The organism is Natronocella acetinitrilica (assembly GCF_024170285.1).
Classification (GTDB): Bacteria; Pseudomonadota; Gammaproteobacteria; order Nitrococcales; family Aquisalimonadaceae; genus Natronocella; species Natronocella acetinitrilica.
In genome coordinates this window covers 118705-136383 of record NZ_JALJXV010000011.1, presented here as the reverse complement: position 1 = coordinate 136383, position 17679 = coordinate 118705, and the positions used below count along the sequence as shown (strand labels likewise).

Genomic DNA, 17679 nt, shown 5'->3' with positions numbered 1-17679 from the left:
ACACCCTATCCATGCAACGCTCGCGGTCCTCCACACCCAGCCGGAGCTATCGTGGAAGCACTCATCGTCATCCTGTTCTTGGCCACCATGACCATGGGCGTGCTGACCTACCGCCAGAGTCATCGCCGGGGGCGCTGGATACCCGCCTGGGGCATTACCCATGGCCTGATCGGCATCAGTGCCGTGTCGCTGCTCATCTACCGCGCCTTCACCGGGCCGGAGAACCTCTGGTTCAACAGCGCCGCATTCCTGTTTCTGCTGGCAGTGATCGGGGGTGGCTTTGCCTTCCTGGTTCGACGACGTGATGAGTCGCCAATCCTGCCGGTGATCCTGCTGCATGCAGGGGTGGCCGGAATCGCGTTCCTCGTGCTACTGGGCGGGCTTTAGGACGAGGACAAGCGCTTCGACCAGAAACGCAGGGGCTTGACGGTCTCTTCCAGATCGTCCAGATCCTTCCAGCGGAACCAGGCCTGCAGCGTGTCTTCAGGCTGGAAGCCCCGCTTTTGCCAGAAGGCGTCCAGAGGCACGTAGCCCTCGGGCCTGCGTGGATGCGTTGCAGGCCGTTGCACCGAGCAGAACATGGCGACGGCGTAGCCCAGCGACCGGGCATGCTCCTCCCGCTCGTTCATGAAGCCGACTCCGATCCCCCGCCCGCGGTACTCCGGAAGCAGCACGGACTCACCGAAATAGAACACGCTCTCCACGAGAAGCCCTGCCTCGCGGATCGGCTTGATGACTTCCTCTGTCTCATCGGCAAGCGGAATCCCGGTTGCCGCACCAACCACCCGCTCGCCCTCCCAGGCCAGCACACAGACAGCCTGCTCTGACTGGGCATAGGTTCGCAGATAGCGCGCCTCGTAATCGGCGTCGCCATCGTAGAGATAGGGCCAATCACGGAACACCCGGATACGCAGCGCCGCCAGTTGCTCCAGCGCCTCGTTGATCTGCGCGCCGACCAGGCGCTGCAGCCGAATGGCTTCAGCCATGCCCGCCCCCTCGCGCAAACACCTCCCCGGGGCGGCGAAACGCCTTGAACTCCAGGGCGTTGCCGGCAGGATCCAGCAGGAAGCAGGTGCCTTGCTCGCCGGTTTTTCCTGCAAAGCGCACGGTGGGCTCGATGATGAAAGTCACCGCCTGGTCACGCAACCGGGCAGCCAACACTTCCCAGTCGTCCCACTCCAGAATGAGGCCGAAGTGCTGCACCGGCACCTGCTTACCATCCACATGGTTGGTGGGCACCTGGGGCATCTGATCGACCAGATGGGCAGTAATCTGGTGACCGTGAAAATTGAAATCCACCCAGTGCTCGGACTCACGCCCACGCTCACAGCCAAGAACCTGCTCATAGAAACGCCTGGTGGTGTCCAGGTCGGTCACGGGAAAAGCCAGATGGAAAGCGTTGGACATACGGGGCTCTCTCCAGACTCTTTGCAAATCACGCCAACGGTGTCGTTGGTCACGCCAGCCGAGAGTATGCCAGTGATACCCGACGACGTGGAGAGTGGTCCGGCTTGTGCGCCGAGGACACATGCCATATATTGACTGACCGATCGGTTAGTCAATACGAGGTCAACGATGCCTCCTGTCGCTCTATCCAGCGAATCAGCCCGTCCGCCGTCCACACAAGCCTGTCAGCGCATCCTGGCCGCGGCCAAGTTGCTGTTCGGGCAGCGTGGTTATGACGGGGTCTCGATCAGGGACGTGGCGCAGATGGCCAAGGCCAGCAAGGCCAACGTGTTCCACCACTTCGGCAGCAAGGCCGGGCTCTACAGCGCGGTGCTGGAGGATACGTCCTCGGCCTTTCAGGCCATCCTGGACAGCTTCGATGCCGCGCAGCAGACACCACGGCAGCGCATCAGCGACTTCGCCCGTCGCAATCTCGAAACCATGCTTGCCGATCCGGCGTCGGTGCATCTGTTCCTCCGTCAGATGCTCAACGGCCGGGGCAACAGCCAACGCCAGCAAGCCGAGGAATTGATCGCCCGGGACCTGAATCAACTGCTCGCACGGATCCGTGATGAAACTTCCACCGGCCTGCCGCGGTCGAGTCACGTGGACCCACTGGTGCTGCTGTTGTGCATCCTCGGCGCCAATTTCATGTACTTCCAGCTACAGGACGTGTTGCCACAGCTTCGCAACGCGGAACAACCACTGGATCAGGACCGTTTCATAGGGGCCCTGATGCAGCTGCTTGAGACATCCCTCGACGGCCGCTGAGGCGACCGCTCACTCGACCTGCAGCCGCGGCAAGGTATTGCGTCGCGGCCCCACGATTGCAAGACAAGGCGTCCCATGAAAACTGCGCACTCCCGCACCGGTCTGTTTTTTCTTTTCGCCGCATTTGCCCTGATTGCCTGCGGCGGCAACGGCGATAACGATCAGGCTGACAACGATGACGACTCCGACGGGGTGCTCATCACCACCGTCACCGTGGAAAAGGAAACAGTTGAAGTCCTGGAACGCACGATTGGCCGCATCAGCTCGCGGACCACGCCCTCGCTCACTTCCGAGGTCACCGGCCGTATCCTCAGTGTGCACGTGGACGCAGGTGACCGGGTAAGCCGTGGCGATCTGCTGCTGGAAATCGATCCTGAGCCTTATGAACTGAGCCTGGCTTCCGCGTCCACCGACATCCGCCGCCTGGAGGCGCTGTTGCGCAATCAGGAACGGGAACTGGCACGCAACCGCGAGCTGCTTGAAGACGGATTCGTCACGCAGGCCATGGTGGATGGCGCCGAAGCGGAACAGGAATCCCTGGAGGAACAGCTGGAGGCGGCCCAGGTAGCCCGGCGCAACGCCGAGCGGGACCTGCGCAATACCGAAGTGCGTTCACCAGTTGCCGGTGAGATCGATGAGCGTCACGTCTCCGATGGCGATTACACCAGCCCGGGAGAGCCGTTGTTTCGCCTGATCAGCCAGGACCTGCTCCGCGTGCGCCTGCCATTCCCGGAGTCGGCCGCACCACGGCTCGAGATCGGTCAGGCCGTGCGACTGCGCGCGGCGCTAACCGACAACAGCGATGTCGAGGGTCAGATCGCGGAGCTTCGCCCTGGCCTGACGGACGGCAGCCGGGCAATCGAGGCCATCATCAACGTCCGCAACCCCGGCGGCTGGCGACAGGGTGGTACGGTCAACGCCGATGTCGTTGTCCTCACCCGGGAAAGCGTTGTGGTACCCAATCAGTCGGTGGTGCAACGGCCTCGGGGCGAGGTCGTGTACGTCATCGAGGACGACACGGCCCACGCCCGGGATGTGCGGGTCGGACGGCGTCTCGGCAGTTCCACGGAGATCCTGGAGGGGCTCGACGACGGTGACCGCGTCGCCGTGGACGGGGCGGGGTTCCTGAGCGACGGCGCCAGCGTCCGCGTGTCGGAGGACTGAGCCCATGACACTGCCAGAGCTCTCCATCCGCCGCCATGTGCTGGCGGTCATGCTCAGTGCGGTGCTGGTGCTGTTCGGCCTGATCGGCTATCAGCAGGTGGGCACCGACCGAATTCCCAACATCGACTTTCCGGTGGTCACGGTGGTGGTCTCCCAGCCGGGAGCCGATCCCGAGATCATCGATGCTTCCATCACGTCGCAGGTGGAGCGGGCCGTCAATACGGTGCCCGGCATCGACAACATCCAGTCCAGTTCCAGCCCGGGCGTCTCGGTGGTCAATATCACCTTCGACCTGGACAAGGACGTGGATGTGGCCTTCAACGAGGTGCAGGCCAAGGTCAACGAGATCCGCCAGGAACTCCCCGCCGACGCCGAGGCGCCGGTGGTCCAGAAGGTGGAGACGGACGCCCAGGCCATCATGTGGCTGTCCCTGCAGGGCGACCGCACCCTGCAACAGCTCGGCGTGTATGCCCGCAACGTGGTCCGCCCGCAGCTGGAGAACATCAACGGCGTCGGCGAAATCCAGATCGGCGGCGGGCTTGAGCGCAACATCCGTGTGGAGGTGGACCCGGACAAGCTGGCAGCCTTCGAACTCACCGTTCAGGACGTGCTGAATGCCGTCGAGACCGAGCATTTCCAGCTCCCCGGCGGCTTCCTGGTCAGTGATTCCACCGAACGACTGATCAAGCTCGATCTGGAGTTCCACCAACCTCATGAACTGGAGGAGCTGATCGTCGCCTCCCGGGACGGTGCGTTGATCCGGCTGCGCGATGTCGCCGACGTGGTGGACGGCCTCGAGGACCGCCGCGGCCTGGCCCGCTTCAACGGCGAGCCCACGGTGGGGCTCGGTATCGTCAAGGTGTCCGGCACCAATACCGTGGCCATCATCGACGAGGTGCAACGCCGGGTGGATGAAGAAATCCGCCCGCAGCTACCGCCGGGCATGGAGATCAACGTTGCCTCGGACCAGTCGGTCTTCATCCTCGAGATGATCGACAGCCTCTACCAGACCATCGGCCTGGGCATACTCTTCGCCGCCCTGGTGCTATGGCTGTTCCTCAAGAATCTGCGCTCCACGCTGATCGTCACCCTGTCCATTCCCATCTCCCTGGCGGCGATCATCGCCACCGTCTACTTCTTCGGCTACACGCTGAACTCCATGACCATGCTGGCCATGCTGCTGCTGATCGGGGTGGTGGTGGATGACGCCATCGTGGTGCTGGAGAACATTTTCCGCCATCGCGAGGAAGGTATCGAGGACCCCATCGAGGGGGCCATCGTCGGTTCCAACGAGGTGTTCTTCGCCATTATCGCCACCACACTGGCGCTGATTTCCATCTTCCTGCCGGTGCTGTTCATGGGCGGCATCATCGGTCGCTTTTTCGAATCCTTCGCGGTGGTCGTGGCTCTGGGTGTGCTGGCCTCGAGCCTTGTGGCACTGACTCTGACGCCAATGCTGTGTTCACGATTCCTGACAGTGCCCAAGGAGCATGGCAAGGTTTACAACTTCCTCGAGAGCGGCTTTCGTGGGCTGGAATCCGGCTACCGCTGGCTGCTGGCCCGGGTGTTGCGATTCCGCTGGATCACCCTGGCCGTGGTGGCCGCCGTCACCGTCGCCGCCGGCAGCCTGGTCGGACAGCTGGGCGGCGAGTTTGCACCGGAAGAGGACGAGGGTCAGTTCCTGGTGTTCTTCCAGACACCCCTCGGGTCCAGCATCGATCATGCGGACGGAAAACTGCAGCAGATCGAGGAAGTCCTCGGCTCACAGGACGGCGTACGCAGCTATTTCACCGCTATCGGTCTCGGCGATGAAAGTCAGGTCAACGAAGGCATTTCCTTCGTCAGGCTGGAGCCGCGGGAGAACCGAAGCCTGAGTCAGCAGGCCATCGTCGGCGAGGTCCAGGGACGCTTGGCGCAGCTTCCGGGGGTGCGGGCCTTCGCCTCCTCGGTGCCCTTGATCGGCGGCCAGCGCGGCGAGCCGTTGCAGTTCAACATTTCCGGGCCTGATCTGGACGAGGTCGCACGGCTGGCGGAGGAAATGGAGAGCCGCCTTGGCGGTCGCAGCGAGATCGCCACCCTGGACCTGGACCTGAGCCTGGATCTGCCGGAACTGGTGCTGGAGGTGGACCGCGAGCGGGCCGCGGTGCTGGGGCTTTCCACATTCGATATTGCCCGCGCCGCCAACGTGCTGGCCGGTGGCATCGACGTGGCGCGCTACAACGATGAGCCCGGTGACGGGGAACGCTACGACGTCCGGCTGAAGGCTATGGACAGCGCCTTCAGCAGCCCCGATGACCTGCGCCGAATTTTCCTGCGCAATGGTAGCGGAGACATGATCCGGCTGGATAACGTGGCGCGATTCGAGCCGCAGCTGGGGCCGGCGGTGATCGGTCGCTACGATCTGCAATACGCCGCCCAGTTCTACTCGGTGCCTGGGGTGCCGCTGGCCGAAGCGGTCAATCTGGTGGAGCGCGAGGCTGCGGACATCATGCCGCTTGGTTACAGCCTCAACCTGGTGGGACAGGCCGAGGAGTTCGAGCGCACGGCAGCAGCCATCCTGTTCGTCTTCGTGGTGGCCATCGTGCTGGTCTACATGGTGCTGGGCAGCCAGTTCAATTCCTTCGCCCAGCCGTTCATCATCCTCGCGGCCCTGCCTCTGGCAATGATCGGTGGCGTCGTGGGCCTGTGGCTGTTCAGCCACACGCTGAACATCTACTCCATGATCGGCCTGGTCTTGCTGGTTGGACTGGTGACCAAGAACGGTATCCTGCTGGTGGACCTCACCAACCAGTACCGCAAGAAGCGGGATCTCTCCGTGGACGAGGCGCTACAGCAGGCCTGCCCGGTGCGCTTGCGGCCGATACTGATGACCTCGCTGACCCTGATCCTTGCCATGCTGCCGGCTGCATTGGGCGCCGGTGCGGGAGCGGAAACCCAAGGTCCGCTAGCAGTGGCCATCATCAGCGGCATGATCTCGTCCATGCTGCTGACCCTGGTGGTGATCCCGGCTACTTATTCGCTGGGGGAAAACGGCATCATTCGGATGAGAGAATGGCTCGCGGACCGGGGGACGGCAACGGCGTGAGGCACAAACGGAGTGCGGGTGCGCCGCGCGGGGACACGCCGTGAACCCATCCATGGGGGCTCGACAGCGACATCCCTGTCGCTGACGGTCCCCGCGCGGCGCACCCACACTCCGTTTGTGCCATGACCATTAGGTGCCAGCGCCGCCGCCGTTGTGGTGCGTTACGCGCTTGCGCGCTAACACACCCTACTAGAGCCGCCCCGATCGAAGCCCGGCGTAGGGTGTGTTAGGGCGCAGCGCGTAACGCACCACAACAACCTCTGCAGCCGCCTCACCGCCGGAACGGAAAACCGCGCCGCCAGTACTGAATCAGGAAGAACCCGAACAGCATGCCACCCAGGTGTGCGAAATGGGCGATGCCGCCGATGCTGCCGGTGACGCCGGCAAACAACTCGAAGGCACCGTAGCCAATGACGAAATATTTGGCCTTCATCGGGATGGGCGGGATCAGCAGCATGATCCGGTTGTTGGGGAACAGCATGCCGAACCCGAGCAGGATACCGAACACGCCGCCGGATGCCCCAACCGTGGGATAGATGGCTCCACCCGCTGCGGCCTGACTGGCAACAAAGAGCTGGATCAGCCCCGCCCCCACTACGCAGAACATGAAAAAGAACAGGAAGCGCCGCGAGCCCCAGGTGTGCTCCAGCGGCGTACCGAACATCCACAGGGCGAACATGTTCACGAACAGGTGCAGCGTCCCGCCGTGCAGGAAACCGTAGGTCACCAACTGCCAGGGCTGGAAACTGCTGGTTGGGTAAGGAACCGTCACCGAGGTAGGTGGCTCAAGCGGCCACAGTGCGAACCACTGGTAGAGCGGACTTCCCAAAGACCCTGGCTGGAGAAAAAACACCAGCACATTCAGGGCAATCAGGCTCAGCACCACCGGAGGAAAGGCACTCGGCACCCGCGGACCGACCGGCTCAGGCGGCGGTTCGGGCCTGCGCGGCGGCGGCCCCTCCCGCATGATCCGGTCCTCGTCATGCCAGCTCATTCTCAGCCTGCCCTCAATGCTGCCGTCATGGATGCTTCGACCGGTGGCCAGCGCTGCGGTTTCCGGTTGCCAGACACAGGATGAATCGGGTCGGTGCGTCTCGAGCGCCCGATGTTACAGCATTGGAAAATCGAAGTCGTACCGCCAGAAAGCGCCGGCCCGCCATCCGCGTCCGGCGGTATCGTCCTCGGGATCGAGCAGCAGGTGATCGTATTCCAGGCCAACAGTGTGCTGGCGAACGCGGTAACGGTAGTCCAGGGTCAGCCCGTACTCCTCGAAACCCAGGGCGGCATCCGGGCTGATATCGCGATAGCCGAGGGCAAGCCCCATCCGATGCGCGTGGGCCACCGCCGCCAGGGTCAGCGTGGGGTTTAGCACGCTGACCCCCAGGAACCCGACCCGACGGCGGTAGTCCACACCGGGCGTCACGGTGAACGTGAGGTCCTCACGACCGAGGCTATGGGCGTGGCTGAGTTCGAATCGCCGCTGACGAAAATCTTGATCCAGTGGTGTGTCGTCGTCCACACCAAGCCAATGGGCCGCGAGGCGCGTGGATGATCGCCGCTCGCCGTCCAGCGCCACCCGCACGGTCCACTGAGCCTCGTGGGCCCGACTGTCCACCAGCCCGGGCGTATCGCCGCGATCACGCCGACGCAGGTTCCATGCATGGCTGGCACGATCGAATGAGCCGAACGTGTCATCGGTCTCAAGGCGCAGGCTGTAGTCATCCGTGCGCAAAGCCCGCTCACTGGCCTGTTGCAGCAAGGAGTTATAGCGGCCGCTGATTCGCAGCCCCGGCTGCAGTGCGTACTCTGCACCGGCATCCAGCGCCGAGGAGTCGCGCTCCACCGCTGCTGCCACGGGGAGAAAGCCGGCTGCATGCCGGCGGAAGGCCATGTCATAACGCAGTTGCTGGCGGCGGTCACGCCCGCGCAGGCCCAGTCGCACACCCTGACCACCCCGAGACTCATCGGCGATAGAGCGCCCGTCCTGATGCGCCAATTCAACGTCGGTGGCCAGTTGCTGGGATAACAGCTGCGTGTCCCAGGCCGCAGTAACACTGCCAACAACGCTGCCGTCATTCGCCCAGGCCTCATCCGGTTGCTGGTAGACCACATTGACGGAATAGCGCCGGTCAGCCGACGGTTGAAGCAGCCAGGAGCCGCCGTGGACCTGATGCGGCAGTTCACGCTGGGGCGAAAAACTGGCGGCAGTCAACTGATCGTCACGCTCCCGTCCGGAAAGCCAGACCACGGACTGACCCGGCCGGGGTTGGGCCTCCACACGCACGGCCCGCAAGGTCCGATCCAGCGTCAGGGGCGTGAAGTATGCCGGTTGATCACCCAGATCCAGGCGATAGGGGACGGCGACGCCGGATTGTTCGTGGCGCAGGTGTACCCATTCCAGCCGGCTGGTCCGGTCATCCGTGCGATAGTCCGATTCGCTTAACACACCGGCAAGTCTGAATGTGGTGACCGCACCATCGGCCCGGTAACTGCCTCGCAGGCCGACATCCTGATACACATGCCAGCCCTCGTGGGCGTAGCGTGGGGGGAGACGCAGAGTATTGCCGGAGCGCTGGTAGTAGTCGGCACGGGTGGTGATCTCGCCGGCCAGTTGTTGCTCCCCCGCCGCCGCACCGCCAATCAGCAGCATGGGTAGCAGACAGAGCAGGCTGCGCCAGCGCATCAGGGCACCCGACTCATCACAGACAGAACCAATTCGTGGCGTCCAATGCCATCCGCTACCTCTGCCCCGCTCTGTCGCGTCTCTACACGAACTTCCACCAGCACGCGGACGATCCGGATGGCACCATCCCAGCGCTCGTCCAGCGGTTGAATCGGACCGACGGCAACCAGCCTGGCGGCAGCCGCTGGTGGCCTCTCGGCCAGTTCGGCCAGCAGGCGCTCGCGGTCGGGAAAGGCATCATCGAGGAAATCGCCGAAATCGAGGCCGTTCCAGGCCCGGATCAACGCGTCCAGCAGCCTTTCCACGGCATCCCGGGGCGGTGGTAATGGACTGTGTGCACTGGAGTCGTTGATCGCTTCGAACTGCCGGGGGCCGTGACCAGGCGTGGGCTGCCCGAAAATGGCCTCGCCGGCGAGAGTTGTCGCACCAACCAGTGTGCCGCTGATCTCGACACAATGGGGTTGCAGCAACATGGCCCGGGCGAGCTGCAGGCGTCGATCATCATCGGCGCCCGGATCCCCGGCGAGGATGCTGGCGAATGTCAGGGCCTCGCAGCCCCCTTCGTCAAAAGGTTCGGCGGCTGTACCCATTACCGATGCAAGCAAGACAAACGCTAGCCCGGCGCGCTGAATCCAGAGTCGGGTCCCTGTCACGAACAGCCCCAAGAATCAAGTTTAGATTTATCTTGTATGCGTCTGTTTTTATGTGTTTTGAAGTCTATCAAACCAGGGGGCCGACAGTCTGCGGCGCAGTTCACAACCCGCGCTTGATGGCATACTGTGGGTGCACTCATGACGACCTCGGATCAAAAACCATGCCTCGTATCCCCGCAGTTGCTGCCGTGTTGCTCGGCCTCGGCACGCTGCTGACACTCGCAGCCCCATGGCTCCCCGGCGGCGAGCGGTTGGTCCTACTCGACCCGCCCCGGGAGGGGCATGCCATGGCTCTGGTGGCCACGGATGACGAGCTTCTGGTGGGCACGGAGCGCGGTGAGCTATGGCGCTATCGCCGCGGCGATTGGGAACTTGCGGATCAGGACGCTGACGGCCGGGCCATCACGGTGCTGCGGGGGCATCCTGATGAAATACCCGCCGGGACGGCCCGTGGGCTGCTCCCGGAACCGGAAGCCGCGTTACCGGGCGCGGCACGGGTAAGCGATCTGCTTCGCCTTGATCAGCGACTTTTGGTGGCAACAGGTGCCGGCGTGCTCGCACTGGACCAGGGCGGGTGGCAGACCACAGGCCCGGATGCGGCGGTTTACCGACTGCTGGAACATCGCCGGGATGACGAAACCTTCCTGCACGCGGCGAGTATCGGCGAGGGGCTATTGGGGGCGAGAGTGCCTGAACTGGATTGGTCAACCAACAATGCGGGATTACCACTTCCGCTCAACGGCCTGAGTCTCGCCACCACGGCGGGCGGCCTTGTTCTGGCCGGTACGGATCAGGGCCTTTACTGGCAGATAGCACCCGGGGAACGCTGGCACCGTATTGATGACGGGCCGGGAGATCGCCGAATCCTTGCACTGGCAGTGGCGGCAGAGGCGGATGGTGTGCAGAGGCTTTGGATTGGCAGCGACGATGGCCTGCATGGGTTGGACCTGGTGGAGCGAGAAAGCAGCCTTGAGACACGAGGCCGCGCCCGACACTATGATCACGTCGGGGACGGGCCTGAAACCGGGGTGAGCTGGATCATCGATCGACAGGGCACGCCCGTCCTGACGGCCGGTGGGGTCTACCATCTTGGATCAAGCCGATTCGACTACTGGCACTGGCTGTGGATGGTCGGGCTCGCGCTGATCGTGCTCGGCGCGCGGCAATGGCGGCAGTCGCTGCGCAACCAGGCCTGAGACGAGTCACACGATGGGCGGCTCTGCCCAGTCGTCGTCAATCTGATCCAGGGTCTCGCTGAAGCGCTCCAGCTGCAGTGCTGCGCGGCGACCGCGCTGGAAGCGCGCCACGTGGAACAGGGCCTCGCCCTGATGCACCAGGGGCAGGTTGGTACGACCGATCACCACGCCCGCCACGGGAGATTCCACCGCGGTTTCCCGCTCGCCGAACGGGTCTGCCACCCAGCCCATGGGCTGACCGGCGGCCACATGGGCCCCCAGGGCCACCGCCGCCCGGAGTATGCCGTCCTGGGGCGCCCGCACCCACAGGGAGGCATCCGCCACCAGCGGTGTCGGCTCGGTCTGGCGGCGCCCGCGCGGTGCCGCCAGCATGTCCAGTTCACGCATGGCCCGCAGGATGCCCCGCACCCCAGCGCGGATGGCCGCTTCGTCGAAACGCAGGGCCTCCCCCGCCTCGTAGGTCACCACCGGCACCCCCAGTTCCCGCGCGGCCCTGCGCAGACTCCCGTCGATCAAGGGAGAGTGGATGAGCACCGGCAAACCGGTTGCCCGGGCCAGTGCCTCGTCGCCGGGGTGATCCAGATCGGCGCGGATCTGCGGAAGGTTGTCGCGATGAATCGCGGCGGTGTGCAGATCGATGACGTGGCTGGCATGGGCGAGAACCTGGGTGCGGAAAAGATGGGCCAGACGCGATGCCATGGAACCGGCTTCACTACCAGGGAAGCTGCGATTCAGATCGCGGCGATCCGGCAGGTAACGCGAGCGCCCTGTAAAGCCCAGCACGTTGACGATGGGCACGGCCACCAGGGTGCCGGCGAGACGATCCAGCGTCTTGTGCCGCAACAGTCGACGGATGATCTCGACGCCGTTGATCTCGTCGCCATGCACAGCCGCGGAAACCACCAGACATGGCCCGGCGCGGCGGCCATGAATGACCTGCAGCGGGATGGTCAATGGCGTATGCGTGTAGAGATGGCCCGCCGGGAGGTCCAGAGTCTGACGGGTGCCGGGCCTGACACGCACGCCGGCTATTTCGAAGGGTTGGCGGCTCAAGTGTGGGCTCCCGTGACCGGCCTGTTTCCGATTTCAGTTGACAGCGGCACGGTCCGATCTAAGGTGAAAGTCTAACGCCCGCTGCCGGGCTCCCTGTCCTCACCATGCCGGAGATGCTACCTCGTGTTGTCCTGGGCACTGATTTTCCTCATCGTCGCCATCGGGGCCGCCGTGCTCGGGTTTTCCGGCATCGCCGGCACGGCGGCGTGGATGGCGCAGGTTCTCTTCGTACTATTCATCATTCTGTTTCTGGTGTCCCTGATTTTCGGGCGACGCGGACCCTGAAGGACACAGCAGCCCACTAACGGCCGTAACGATGGCGGTTCTTGAGCTTGACGTAATGCGCCGCCGAATAGCGCAGGAATTCACGTTCCTTGTCCGACAGACAGCGCTGCATGCGAGCCGGCGACCCCACGTACAGATGGCCGCTCTCCAGCCGTTTACCGGGGGGCACCAGTGCGCCAGCGGCAAGGATTACCTCGTCTTCCAGCACTGCGCCATCCATCACCGTGGCGGCCATGCCGATCAGACAGGCATCACCGACGGTGCAGGCGTGCACGATGGCACGGTGACCGATGGTGCAGTCCTCTCCAATCAGCGTGGGAAAGCCCTTTTGCACGCCTTCCCGATCATGGGCCACATGGATGATCGTGCCATCCTGGATGTTCGTCCGGGCACCGATACGCACGTGATTGACATCTCCCCGAACCACCGTCATCGGCCAGACGGAAACATCGGCGGCCAGCTCCACATCACCCACCACCAGGGCCGTGGCGTCGACCCAGGCCGAGGAGGCCAGCACCGGGCGGCAACTTTCGAATGTTCGTAGCATCGGGTTCTCTCTTTTTTTATAGGCCTCGGCCTACACCATGGTGACCAGTTCTTCAGCACTGGTGGGGTGTATGGCAACAGTGTTGTCGAAATCCGCCTTGCTTGCACCCATACGCACGGCCACCGCGAAGCCCTGCAGCATTTCGTCCGCACCGGTGCCAATCACATGCACACCCACCACCCGCTGCTCCGCGCCGACGGTGACAAGCTTCATGCGAGTTCGCGGCTTGTGCTCTCCCAGGGCGTAGTCCATGGCCACAAATGCGGTGGAGAACACCTGCACAGCGTCGCCGAATTGCTCCCGCGCCTCGGCCTCGGTGAGACCGACAGTGCCAATGGGCGGGTGGCTGAAGACCACTGTGGGGACGTTCTCATAGTCCAGCTTGCGCTCTGTCATGCCACCGAAGAGGCGATCCGACAGGCGTCGTCCGGCGGCGATGGCCACCGGTGTCAGCGGGATCTGGCCCGTAATGTCCCCCAGTGCATAGATGCCGGAGACGTTGGTGTTCTGCCAGGCATCCACTGGGATATCGCCGCGCTCGTTCACCACTACACCGGTGGCCTCGAGCCCGAGTCCGTCCGTATTGGCGTGTCGGCCAATGGCCCAGATCACGGCATCCAGATCATCCAGCGAGCGGCCGTCCTCTGCGTGCAGAGAGAGCCGCCCCGGCTCGCCACGCACTGCCGACGGGGTGAAGCGGTTGATCAGATTCACGCCACCCTGGGGCAAAGCCTCCACCAGCCCCTCCTGGAGCAGGGCGTCAAAACCACGCAGCGGTCCATCGCGGCGCACCACCAGGGACACGTCGCTACCCAGCCCTGCCAGGACGCCGGCAAGTTCAACGGCAATGTAGCCGGCACCCACCACAGCCACACGCCGGGGCTGTGTCGCGAGTTCGAAGAAACCATCGGAATCGATCCCCAGTTCGGCCCCGGGAATTCGCGGCCACACTGGCTTGCCACCGGTGGCAATCACGATGTGATCTGCGGTGATGCGCTGGCCGTCCACTTCCAGTTCCGCCGGCCCGGCAAACCTGCCGTGGCCCTGGAATACAGTTACCGCATCCTTCCCCAGGTTGCGGGCATAGATGCCATTGAGTCGCTCGATATAGGCATCCCGGCGGGATTTCAAAACCGGCCAGTCCAGCCTTGGTGCACCAGCCTGAATGCCGTAATCGCCGGCGCGGCGCAGCGCGTCCATGGTGTGCGCTGCGTTCCACATGACCTTTTTGGGTACACAGCCAACGTTGACGCAGGTACCGCCGAGGCGGGCGGACTCGATCACCGCAGCCCTGGCACCATGACGCGCCGCCCGCCTGGCCGTCGCGAGGCCTCCGCTACCGCCACCAACCGCCAACAGATCGAAATGCTCACTCATGTCCGCTCCCGTCGCTGCGGGATCGGCGTGGCCTTGGAATGCCCGCCACCGACCCCATCTATTAAAGCTGCGTTGCATGGTACATTCGCAACCAACTACTCGCACCCATCCGAGGGATCAAGCTCCATGTCGAACCCTTTACTCGATACCGATCAACTGCCGCGGTTCAAGGACATCAGACCGGAACACGTGGAGCCAGCCATTGATGCCTTGCTGGCCGAAAACCGTGATCTGCTGGACAAGGCGCTGGCGTCCGGCGGCCCCTATACCTACGACAGCCTGGTGCGGCCTCTGGAAGAGGCCAATGATCGCCTCAGCAAGGCCTGGTCGCCAGTGGGTCACCTGAATTCGGTGATGAACAACGATTCCCTGCGTGCCGCCTACAACGCCTGCCTGCCGAAACTCTCGGCCTACGCCACCGAGGTGGGTCAGAACGAGGCGCTATTCCACGCCTATCAGGCGCTGCGGGACAGTGATGACTATGTCGGGCTGAGCACCGCGCAGCAGCGCAGCATCGACAATGCCCTGCGGGATTTTCGCCTTGCAGGCGTCGACCTTGCGCCGGAGAAGAAAGAGCGCTATCGGCAGATTGCCAGCCGGTTGTCGGAGCTTTCCAGCAAGTTCTCCGAGAACGTACTCGACGCCACCAACGCGTGGAAGACGGTTCTGCCGGACGCCGGCCGACTGACCGGACTGCCCCAGTCCAGCCTGGACATGCTGCGTCAGTCGGCGGAGCAGGAGGGTGAACAGGGCTATCTGCTCAATCTGGACTTCCCCTGCTATTTTGCCGTCCTGGCCTATGCCGACGACCGGGAGCTGCGGCGCGAACTGTATGAGGCCTTTGGAACCCGGGCCTCGGAACAGGGCCCCCATGCCGGGCAATGGGACAACGCACCGCTGATGGAGGAAATCCTCGCCCTGCGTCACGAGAAAGCGCAGCTGCTCGGGTTCGCCAGTTATGCGGAGCTCTCACTGGCCACAAAGATGGCGGACTCCACCGACGAAGTCATCGCCTTCCTGGATAACCTGGCTGCCAGGGCCAAGCCCCAGGCCGACGGCGAGCTGGAGGAGCTACGCCAATTCGCCCGTGCCGAACTGGGCATGGACGACCTGCAACCCTGGGATGTCACTTATGTATCCGAGAAGCTGCGTCAGGCGCGCTATCAGCTTTCCCAGGAGGATCTGCGCCCCTACTTCCCCGCTAACCGGGTGATCGACGGGCTGTTCCAGGTGGTGGAACGCCTCTACGGGGTGACCATCCTGGAGCGCACCAGCGAAGTGGAGACCTGGCACCCGGACGTTCAGTTCTTCGAGATCCGCGATGGCAGCAATGAGCTGCGCGGCCAGTTCTACACCGACCTCTACGCCCGCCAGAAAAAACGTGGCGGCGCCTGGATGGATGAATGCCGTGTGCGCCGCACCACCACGTCCGGCATCCAGACGCCGGTGGCCTACCTCACCTGCAACTTCACCCCGCCGGTGGGGGGCAAACCTGCGTTGCTGACCCACGGTGAGGTGGAGACCCTGTTCCACGAATTCGGCCACGGGCTCCACCATATGCTCACCCGGATCGACTGCGCACCGGTGTCCGGTATCAACGGCGTGCCCTGGGATGCGGTAGAGCTGCCCAGCCAGTTCATGGAAAACTGGTGCTGGGAACGGGAGGCCCTGGACCTGTTCGCCGCTCATTACGACACCGGCGAGCGTATTCCAGAGCCCCTCTACCAGCGCATGCGGGACGCGAAGAACTTCCAGAGCGCCATGCAAATGGTGCGGCAACTGGAATTCAGCCTGTTCGATTTCCGACTCCACGCGGAGTACGACCCGAATGCCGGCGGGCGCATTGCCGAAATCCTTGATGATGTGCGGGCCCAGGTCTCGGTATTGCCACCGCCCGCATGGCACCGCTTCCCCAACAGCTTCGGCCATATTTTTGCCGGTGGCTATGCGGCAGGCTATTACAGCTACAAGTGGGCCGAGGTGCTGTCCGCCGACGCCTACTCCCGCTTCGAGGAAGAGGGGGTGTTCAGCGAAACGGCCGGGCGGGATTTCCTTACCAACATTCTGGAGAAGGGCGGCTCGGAGGACCTGATGGAGCTGTTCGTCGCCTTCCGTGGCCGCAAGCCGAGCATCGACGCCCTGCTCCGACACGCCGGTCTGGCTGCCTGACGTCCCACAGCAGGAGGTAACAGTGGAGACCCCGCAAGTGTCCGACTGCATCTTTTGCCAGATCGCCAGCGGGCAACTGCCCGCGGCGACCGTGGTTGAAACCGACGACATTCTGGTCATCCTGGACGCCTTTCCTTCGTCGCAAGGTCACAGCCTGATACTGCCCAAGGCGCACCACACGGATCTGATGCAGATGCCGCCGGACCTGCTTGCCCAGTGTGCCAAGGCATCAAGACAGGTAGCACAGGCGCTGATGCAGGCGCTGGAACCAGACGGCATCGCGGTAACCCAGTTCAACGGGGCGGCTGCCGGCCAGACCGTCTTTCACTACCACCAGCATGTAATTCCACGCTGGCAGGGGCAGGACTGGCGCAGTCACGGCAGGGTGAAGGCGGATATCGAGGACCTCCATGCCCTGGCGGAACGCATCCGTGCAAGTCTCGACTGGTAAACCAATCACAAGAGCCCACTGATGAAACTCGCTTCCTGGAACGTCAATTCCCTCAAGGTTCGCCTGCCCCAGGTCCTGGAATGGCTGGAATCCGCAAAGCCGGACATCCTCGGCCTGCAGGAGACCAAGCTCACCGACGACAAGTTTCCGGTGCAGGCCATTGCCGAGGCGGGCTATCAGGTCGTCTATGCCGGGCAGAAAACCTACAACGGTGTAGCGGTTCTGGCCCGCGCAGCCATGGCCGACCCGGTCACCGACATCCCCGGCCTGGACGATCCGCAACGACGGGTCATGGCCGTCACCGTGGGCGATCTGCGCTTCATCAATCTCTATGTGCCCAACGGCTCGGAAGTGGGATCAGAGAAGTACGACTACAAGCTGGGCTGGCTGGACAAACTCCACGGCTGGCTGGCTGACGAACTGAAGGGCCACGACAAGCTCGTGGTGGTTGGCGATTTCAACATTGCCCCTGCCGATGCCGACGTCCACGACCCGGAGGAGTGGCGTGGCAAGATCCTTTTCAGCGAGCCGGAGCATGCAGCCCTGCATCGGCTGGAGGCACTGGGACTCACCGATACCTTTCGCCTGTTCCCCCAGGAGGAGGGAATATTCTCCTGGTGGGATTACCGCATGAACAACTTCCGCCGCAATCGCGGCCTGCGCATTGATCTCATCCTCGCCAGCGACACGCTCAAGGCCGCCTGCACCGCAAGCCGGGTAGATTTGGAACCGCGGCGCTGGGAGCGGCCGTCGGACCACGCTCCGGTGGTGGCAGAGTTCGATCTGTAGAGCAGACTCC

The 17679-nt window shown here is 63.6% G+C and carries 17 protein-coding genes; 9 read left to right on the top strand and 8 right to left on the bottom strand.

Going from position 1 to position 17679, the window contains the following annotated elements:
- Positions 1-51: 51 nt before the first annotated feature.
- Positions 52-387, top strand: a complete 336-nt coding sequence (locus J2T57_RS19895) for a hypothetical protein (RefSeq protein ID WP_253484132.1) — start codon at positions 52-54, stop codon at positions 385-387.
- Here J2T57_RS19895 and J2T57_RS19890 read toward each other — a convergent pair.
- Complete coding sequence (locus tag J2T57_RS19890) at positions 384-986, bottom strand: GNAT family N-acetyltransferase (protein WP_253484129.1); 603 nt, start codon at positions 984-986, stop codon at positions 384-386. The genes J2T57_RS19895 and J2T57_RS19890 overlap by 4 nt on opposite strands.
- Positions 979-1407, bottom strand: a complete 429-nt coding sequence (locus tag J2T57_RS19885; protein WP_253484126.1) for a VOC family protein — start codon at positions 1405-1407, stop codon at positions 979-981. Before J2T57_RS19885 ends, J2T57_RS19890 begins: the two co-directional genes overlap by 8 nt.
- Before the next feature lie 168 nt (positions 1408-1575).
- On the opposite strand from J2T57_RS19885, the gene J2T57_RS19880 reads away from it, so the two are divergent.
- From J2T57_RS19880 to J2T57_RS19870, 3 genes are all read left to right on the top strand, one after another.
- A complete protein-coding gene (locus J2T57_RS19880; protein ID WP_253484123.1) occupies positions 1576-2217 on the top strand; it encodes a TetR/AcrR family transcriptional regulator in 642 nt (213 codons plus the stop codon).
- Between the two features lie 75 nt (positions 2218-2292).
- Positions 2293-3381, top strand: a complete 1089-nt coding sequence (locus J2T57_RS19875; RefSeq protein WP_253484120.1) for an efflux RND transporter periplasmic adaptor subunit — start codon at positions 2293-2295, stop codon at positions 3379-3381.
- A gap of 4 nt (positions 3382-3385) precedes the next feature.
- On the top strand, positions 3386-6466 hold the full coding sequence (locus J2T57_RS19870) for an efflux RND transporter permease subunit (RefSeq protein WP_253484116.1): 3081 nt from the start codon (positions 3386-3388) through the stop codon (positions 6464-6466).
- A gap of 271 nt (positions 6467-6737) precedes the next feature.
- Here J2T57_RS19870 and J2T57_RS19865 read toward each other — a convergent pair whose 3' ends face one another.
- The 3 genes from J2T57_RS19865 to J2T57_RS19855 all read right to left on the bottom strand — a co-directional run bounded on the left by J2T57_RS19865 (position 6738) and on the right by J2T57_RS19855 (position 9802).
- Positions 6738-7433, bottom strand: a complete 696-nt coding sequence (locus J2T57_RS19865) for a rhomboid family intramembrane serine protease (protein WP_253484300.1) — start codon at positions 7431-7433, stop codon at positions 6738-6740.
- A gap of 141 nt (positions 7434-7574) precedes the next feature.
- Entirely contained in the window at positions 7575-9149 is a 1575-nt protein-coding gene (locus J2T57_RS19860; protein WP_253484113.1) for a hypothetical protein, read from the bottom strand.
- Complete coding sequence (locus J2T57_RS19855; RefSeq protein ID WP_253484110.1) at positions 9149-9802, bottom strand: hypothetical protein; 654 nt, start codon at positions 9800-9802, stop codon at positions 9149-9151. The genes J2T57_RS19860 and J2T57_RS19855 overlap by 1 nt, the downstream gene beginning before the upstream one ends.
- 161 nt (positions 9803-9963) lie before the next feature.
- On the opposite strand from J2T57_RS19855, the gene J2T57_RS19850 reads away from it, so the two are divergent.
- Entirely contained in the window at positions 9964-10998 is a 1035-nt protein-coding gene (locus J2T57_RS19850; RefSeq protein WP_253484105.1) for an ABC transporter substrate-binding protein, read from the top strand.
- 6 nt (positions 10999-11004) lie between these two features.
- Here the strand turns inward: J2T57_RS19850 and J2T57_RS19845 are convergent, their stop codons facing one another.
- On the bottom strand, positions 11005-12051 hold the full coding sequence (locus J2T57_RS19845; RefSeq protein WP_253484102.1) for a succinylglutamate desuccinylase/aspartoacylase family protein: 1047 nt from the start codon (positions 12049-12051) through the stop codon (positions 11005-11007).
- A 123-nt stretch (positions 12052-12174) separates the two neighbouring features.
- Between J2T57_RS19845 and J2T57_RS19840 the strand changes: the two genes are divergently transcribed.
- Positions 12175-12336 carry a DUF1328 domain-containing protein gene (locus J2T57_RS19840; RefSeq protein ID WP_253484099.1) on the top strand — a complete coding sequence of 54 codons (162 nt, stop codon included), beginning with the start codon at positions 12175-12177 and terminating at the stop codon, positions 12334-12336.
- Positions 12337-12352: 16 nt separating this feature from the next.
- Here J2T57_RS19840 and J2T57_RS19835 read toward each other — a convergent pair whose 3' ends face one another.
- On the bottom strand, positions 12353-12883 hold the full coding sequence (locus tag J2T57_RS19835) for a gamma carbonic anhydrase family protein (RefSeq protein WP_253484096.1): 531 nt from the start codon (positions 12881-12883) through the stop codon (positions 12353-12355).
- A 30-nt stretch (positions 12884-12913) separates the two neighbouring features.
- Entirely contained in the window at positions 12914-14260 is a 1347-nt protein-coding gene (gene gor / locus J2T57_RS19830; protein ID WP_253484093.1) for a glutathione-disulfide reductase, read from the bottom strand.
- 126 nt (positions 14261-14386) lie between these two features.
- On the opposite strand from gor, the gene prlC reads away from it, so the two are divergent.
- From prlC to xth, 3 genes are read left to right on the top strand one after another with little or no spacing between them, the layout of a single operon-like run.
- Positions 14387-16429, top strand: coding sequence for an oligopeptidase A (gene prlC, locus J2T57_RS19825; protein ID WP_253484090.1), 2043 nt, complete (start codon positions 14387-14389; stop codon positions 16427-16429).
- 22 nt (positions 16430-16451) lie between these two features.
- Positions 16452-16880 (top strand): HIT family protein, encoded by a 429-nt coding sequence (locus tag J2T57_RS19820; protein ID WP_253484086.1) that lies wholly within the window; start codon positions 16452-16454, stop codon positions 16878-16880.
- A gap of 21 nt (positions 16881-16901) precedes the next feature.
- Positions 16902-17669, top strand: a complete 768-nt coding sequence (gene xth, locus J2T57_RS19815) for an exodeoxyribonuclease III (RefSeq protein WP_253484083.1) — start codon at positions 16902-16904, stop codon at positions 17667-17669.
- Positions 17670-17679: the final 10 nt, after the last annotated feature.

What these genes read in the sequence shown, in the direction of transcription:
- J2T57_RS19860 (WP_253484113.1), bottom strand. Translation starts at nt 9,149, where the DNA reads ATGCGCTGGCGCAGCCTGCTCTGTCTGCTACCCATGCTGCTGATTGGC.
- J2T57_RS19870 (WP_253484116.1), top strand. Translation starts at nt 3,386, where the DNA reads ATGACACTGCCAGAGCTCTCCATCCGCCGCCATGTGCTGGCGGTCATG.
- J2T57_RS19835 (WP_253484096.1), bottom strand. Translation starts at nt 12,883, where the DNA reads ATGCTACGAACATTCGAAAGTTGCCGCCCGGTGCTGGCCTCCTCGGCC.
- prlC (WP_253484090.1), top strand. Translation starts at nt 14,387, where the DNA reads ATGTCGAACCCTTTACTCGATACCGATCAACTGCCGCGGTTCAAGGAC.
- xth (WP_253484083.1), top strand. Translation starts at nt 16,902, where the DNA reads ATGAAACTCGCTTCCTGGAACGTCAATTCCCTCAAGGTTCGCCTGCCC.
- J2T57_RS19865 (WP_253484300.1), bottom strand. Translation starts at nt 7,433, where the DNA reads ATGCGGGAGGGGCCGCCGCCGCGCAGGCCCGAACCGCCGCCTGAGCCG.
- J2T57_RS19850 (WP_253484105.1), top strand. Translation starts at nt 9,964, where the DNA reads ATGCCTCGTATCCCCGCAGTTGCTGCCGTGTTGCTCGGCCTCGGCACG.
- J2T57_RS19880 (WP_253484123.1), top strand. Translation starts at nt 1,576, where the DNA reads ATGCCTCCTGTCGCTCTATCCAGCGAATCAGCCCGTCCGCCGTCCACA.
- J2T57_RS19885 (WP_253484126.1), bottom strand. Translation starts at nt 1,407, where the DNA reads ATGTCCAACGCTTTCCATCTGGCTTTTCCCGTGACCGACCTGGACACC.
- gor (WP_253484093.1), bottom strand. Translation starts at nt 14,260, where the DNA reads ATGAGTGAGCATTTCGATCTGTTGGCGGTTGGTGGCGGTAGCGGAGGC.
- J2T57_RS19890 (WP_253484129.1), bottom strand. Translation starts at nt 986, where the DNA reads ATGGCTGAAGCCATTCGGCTGCAGCGCCTGGTCGGCGCGCAGATCAAC.
- J2T57_RS19875 (WP_253484120.1), top strand. Translation starts at nt 2,293, where the DNA reads ATGAAAACTGCGCACTCCCGCACCGGTCTGTTTTTTCTTTTCGCCGCA.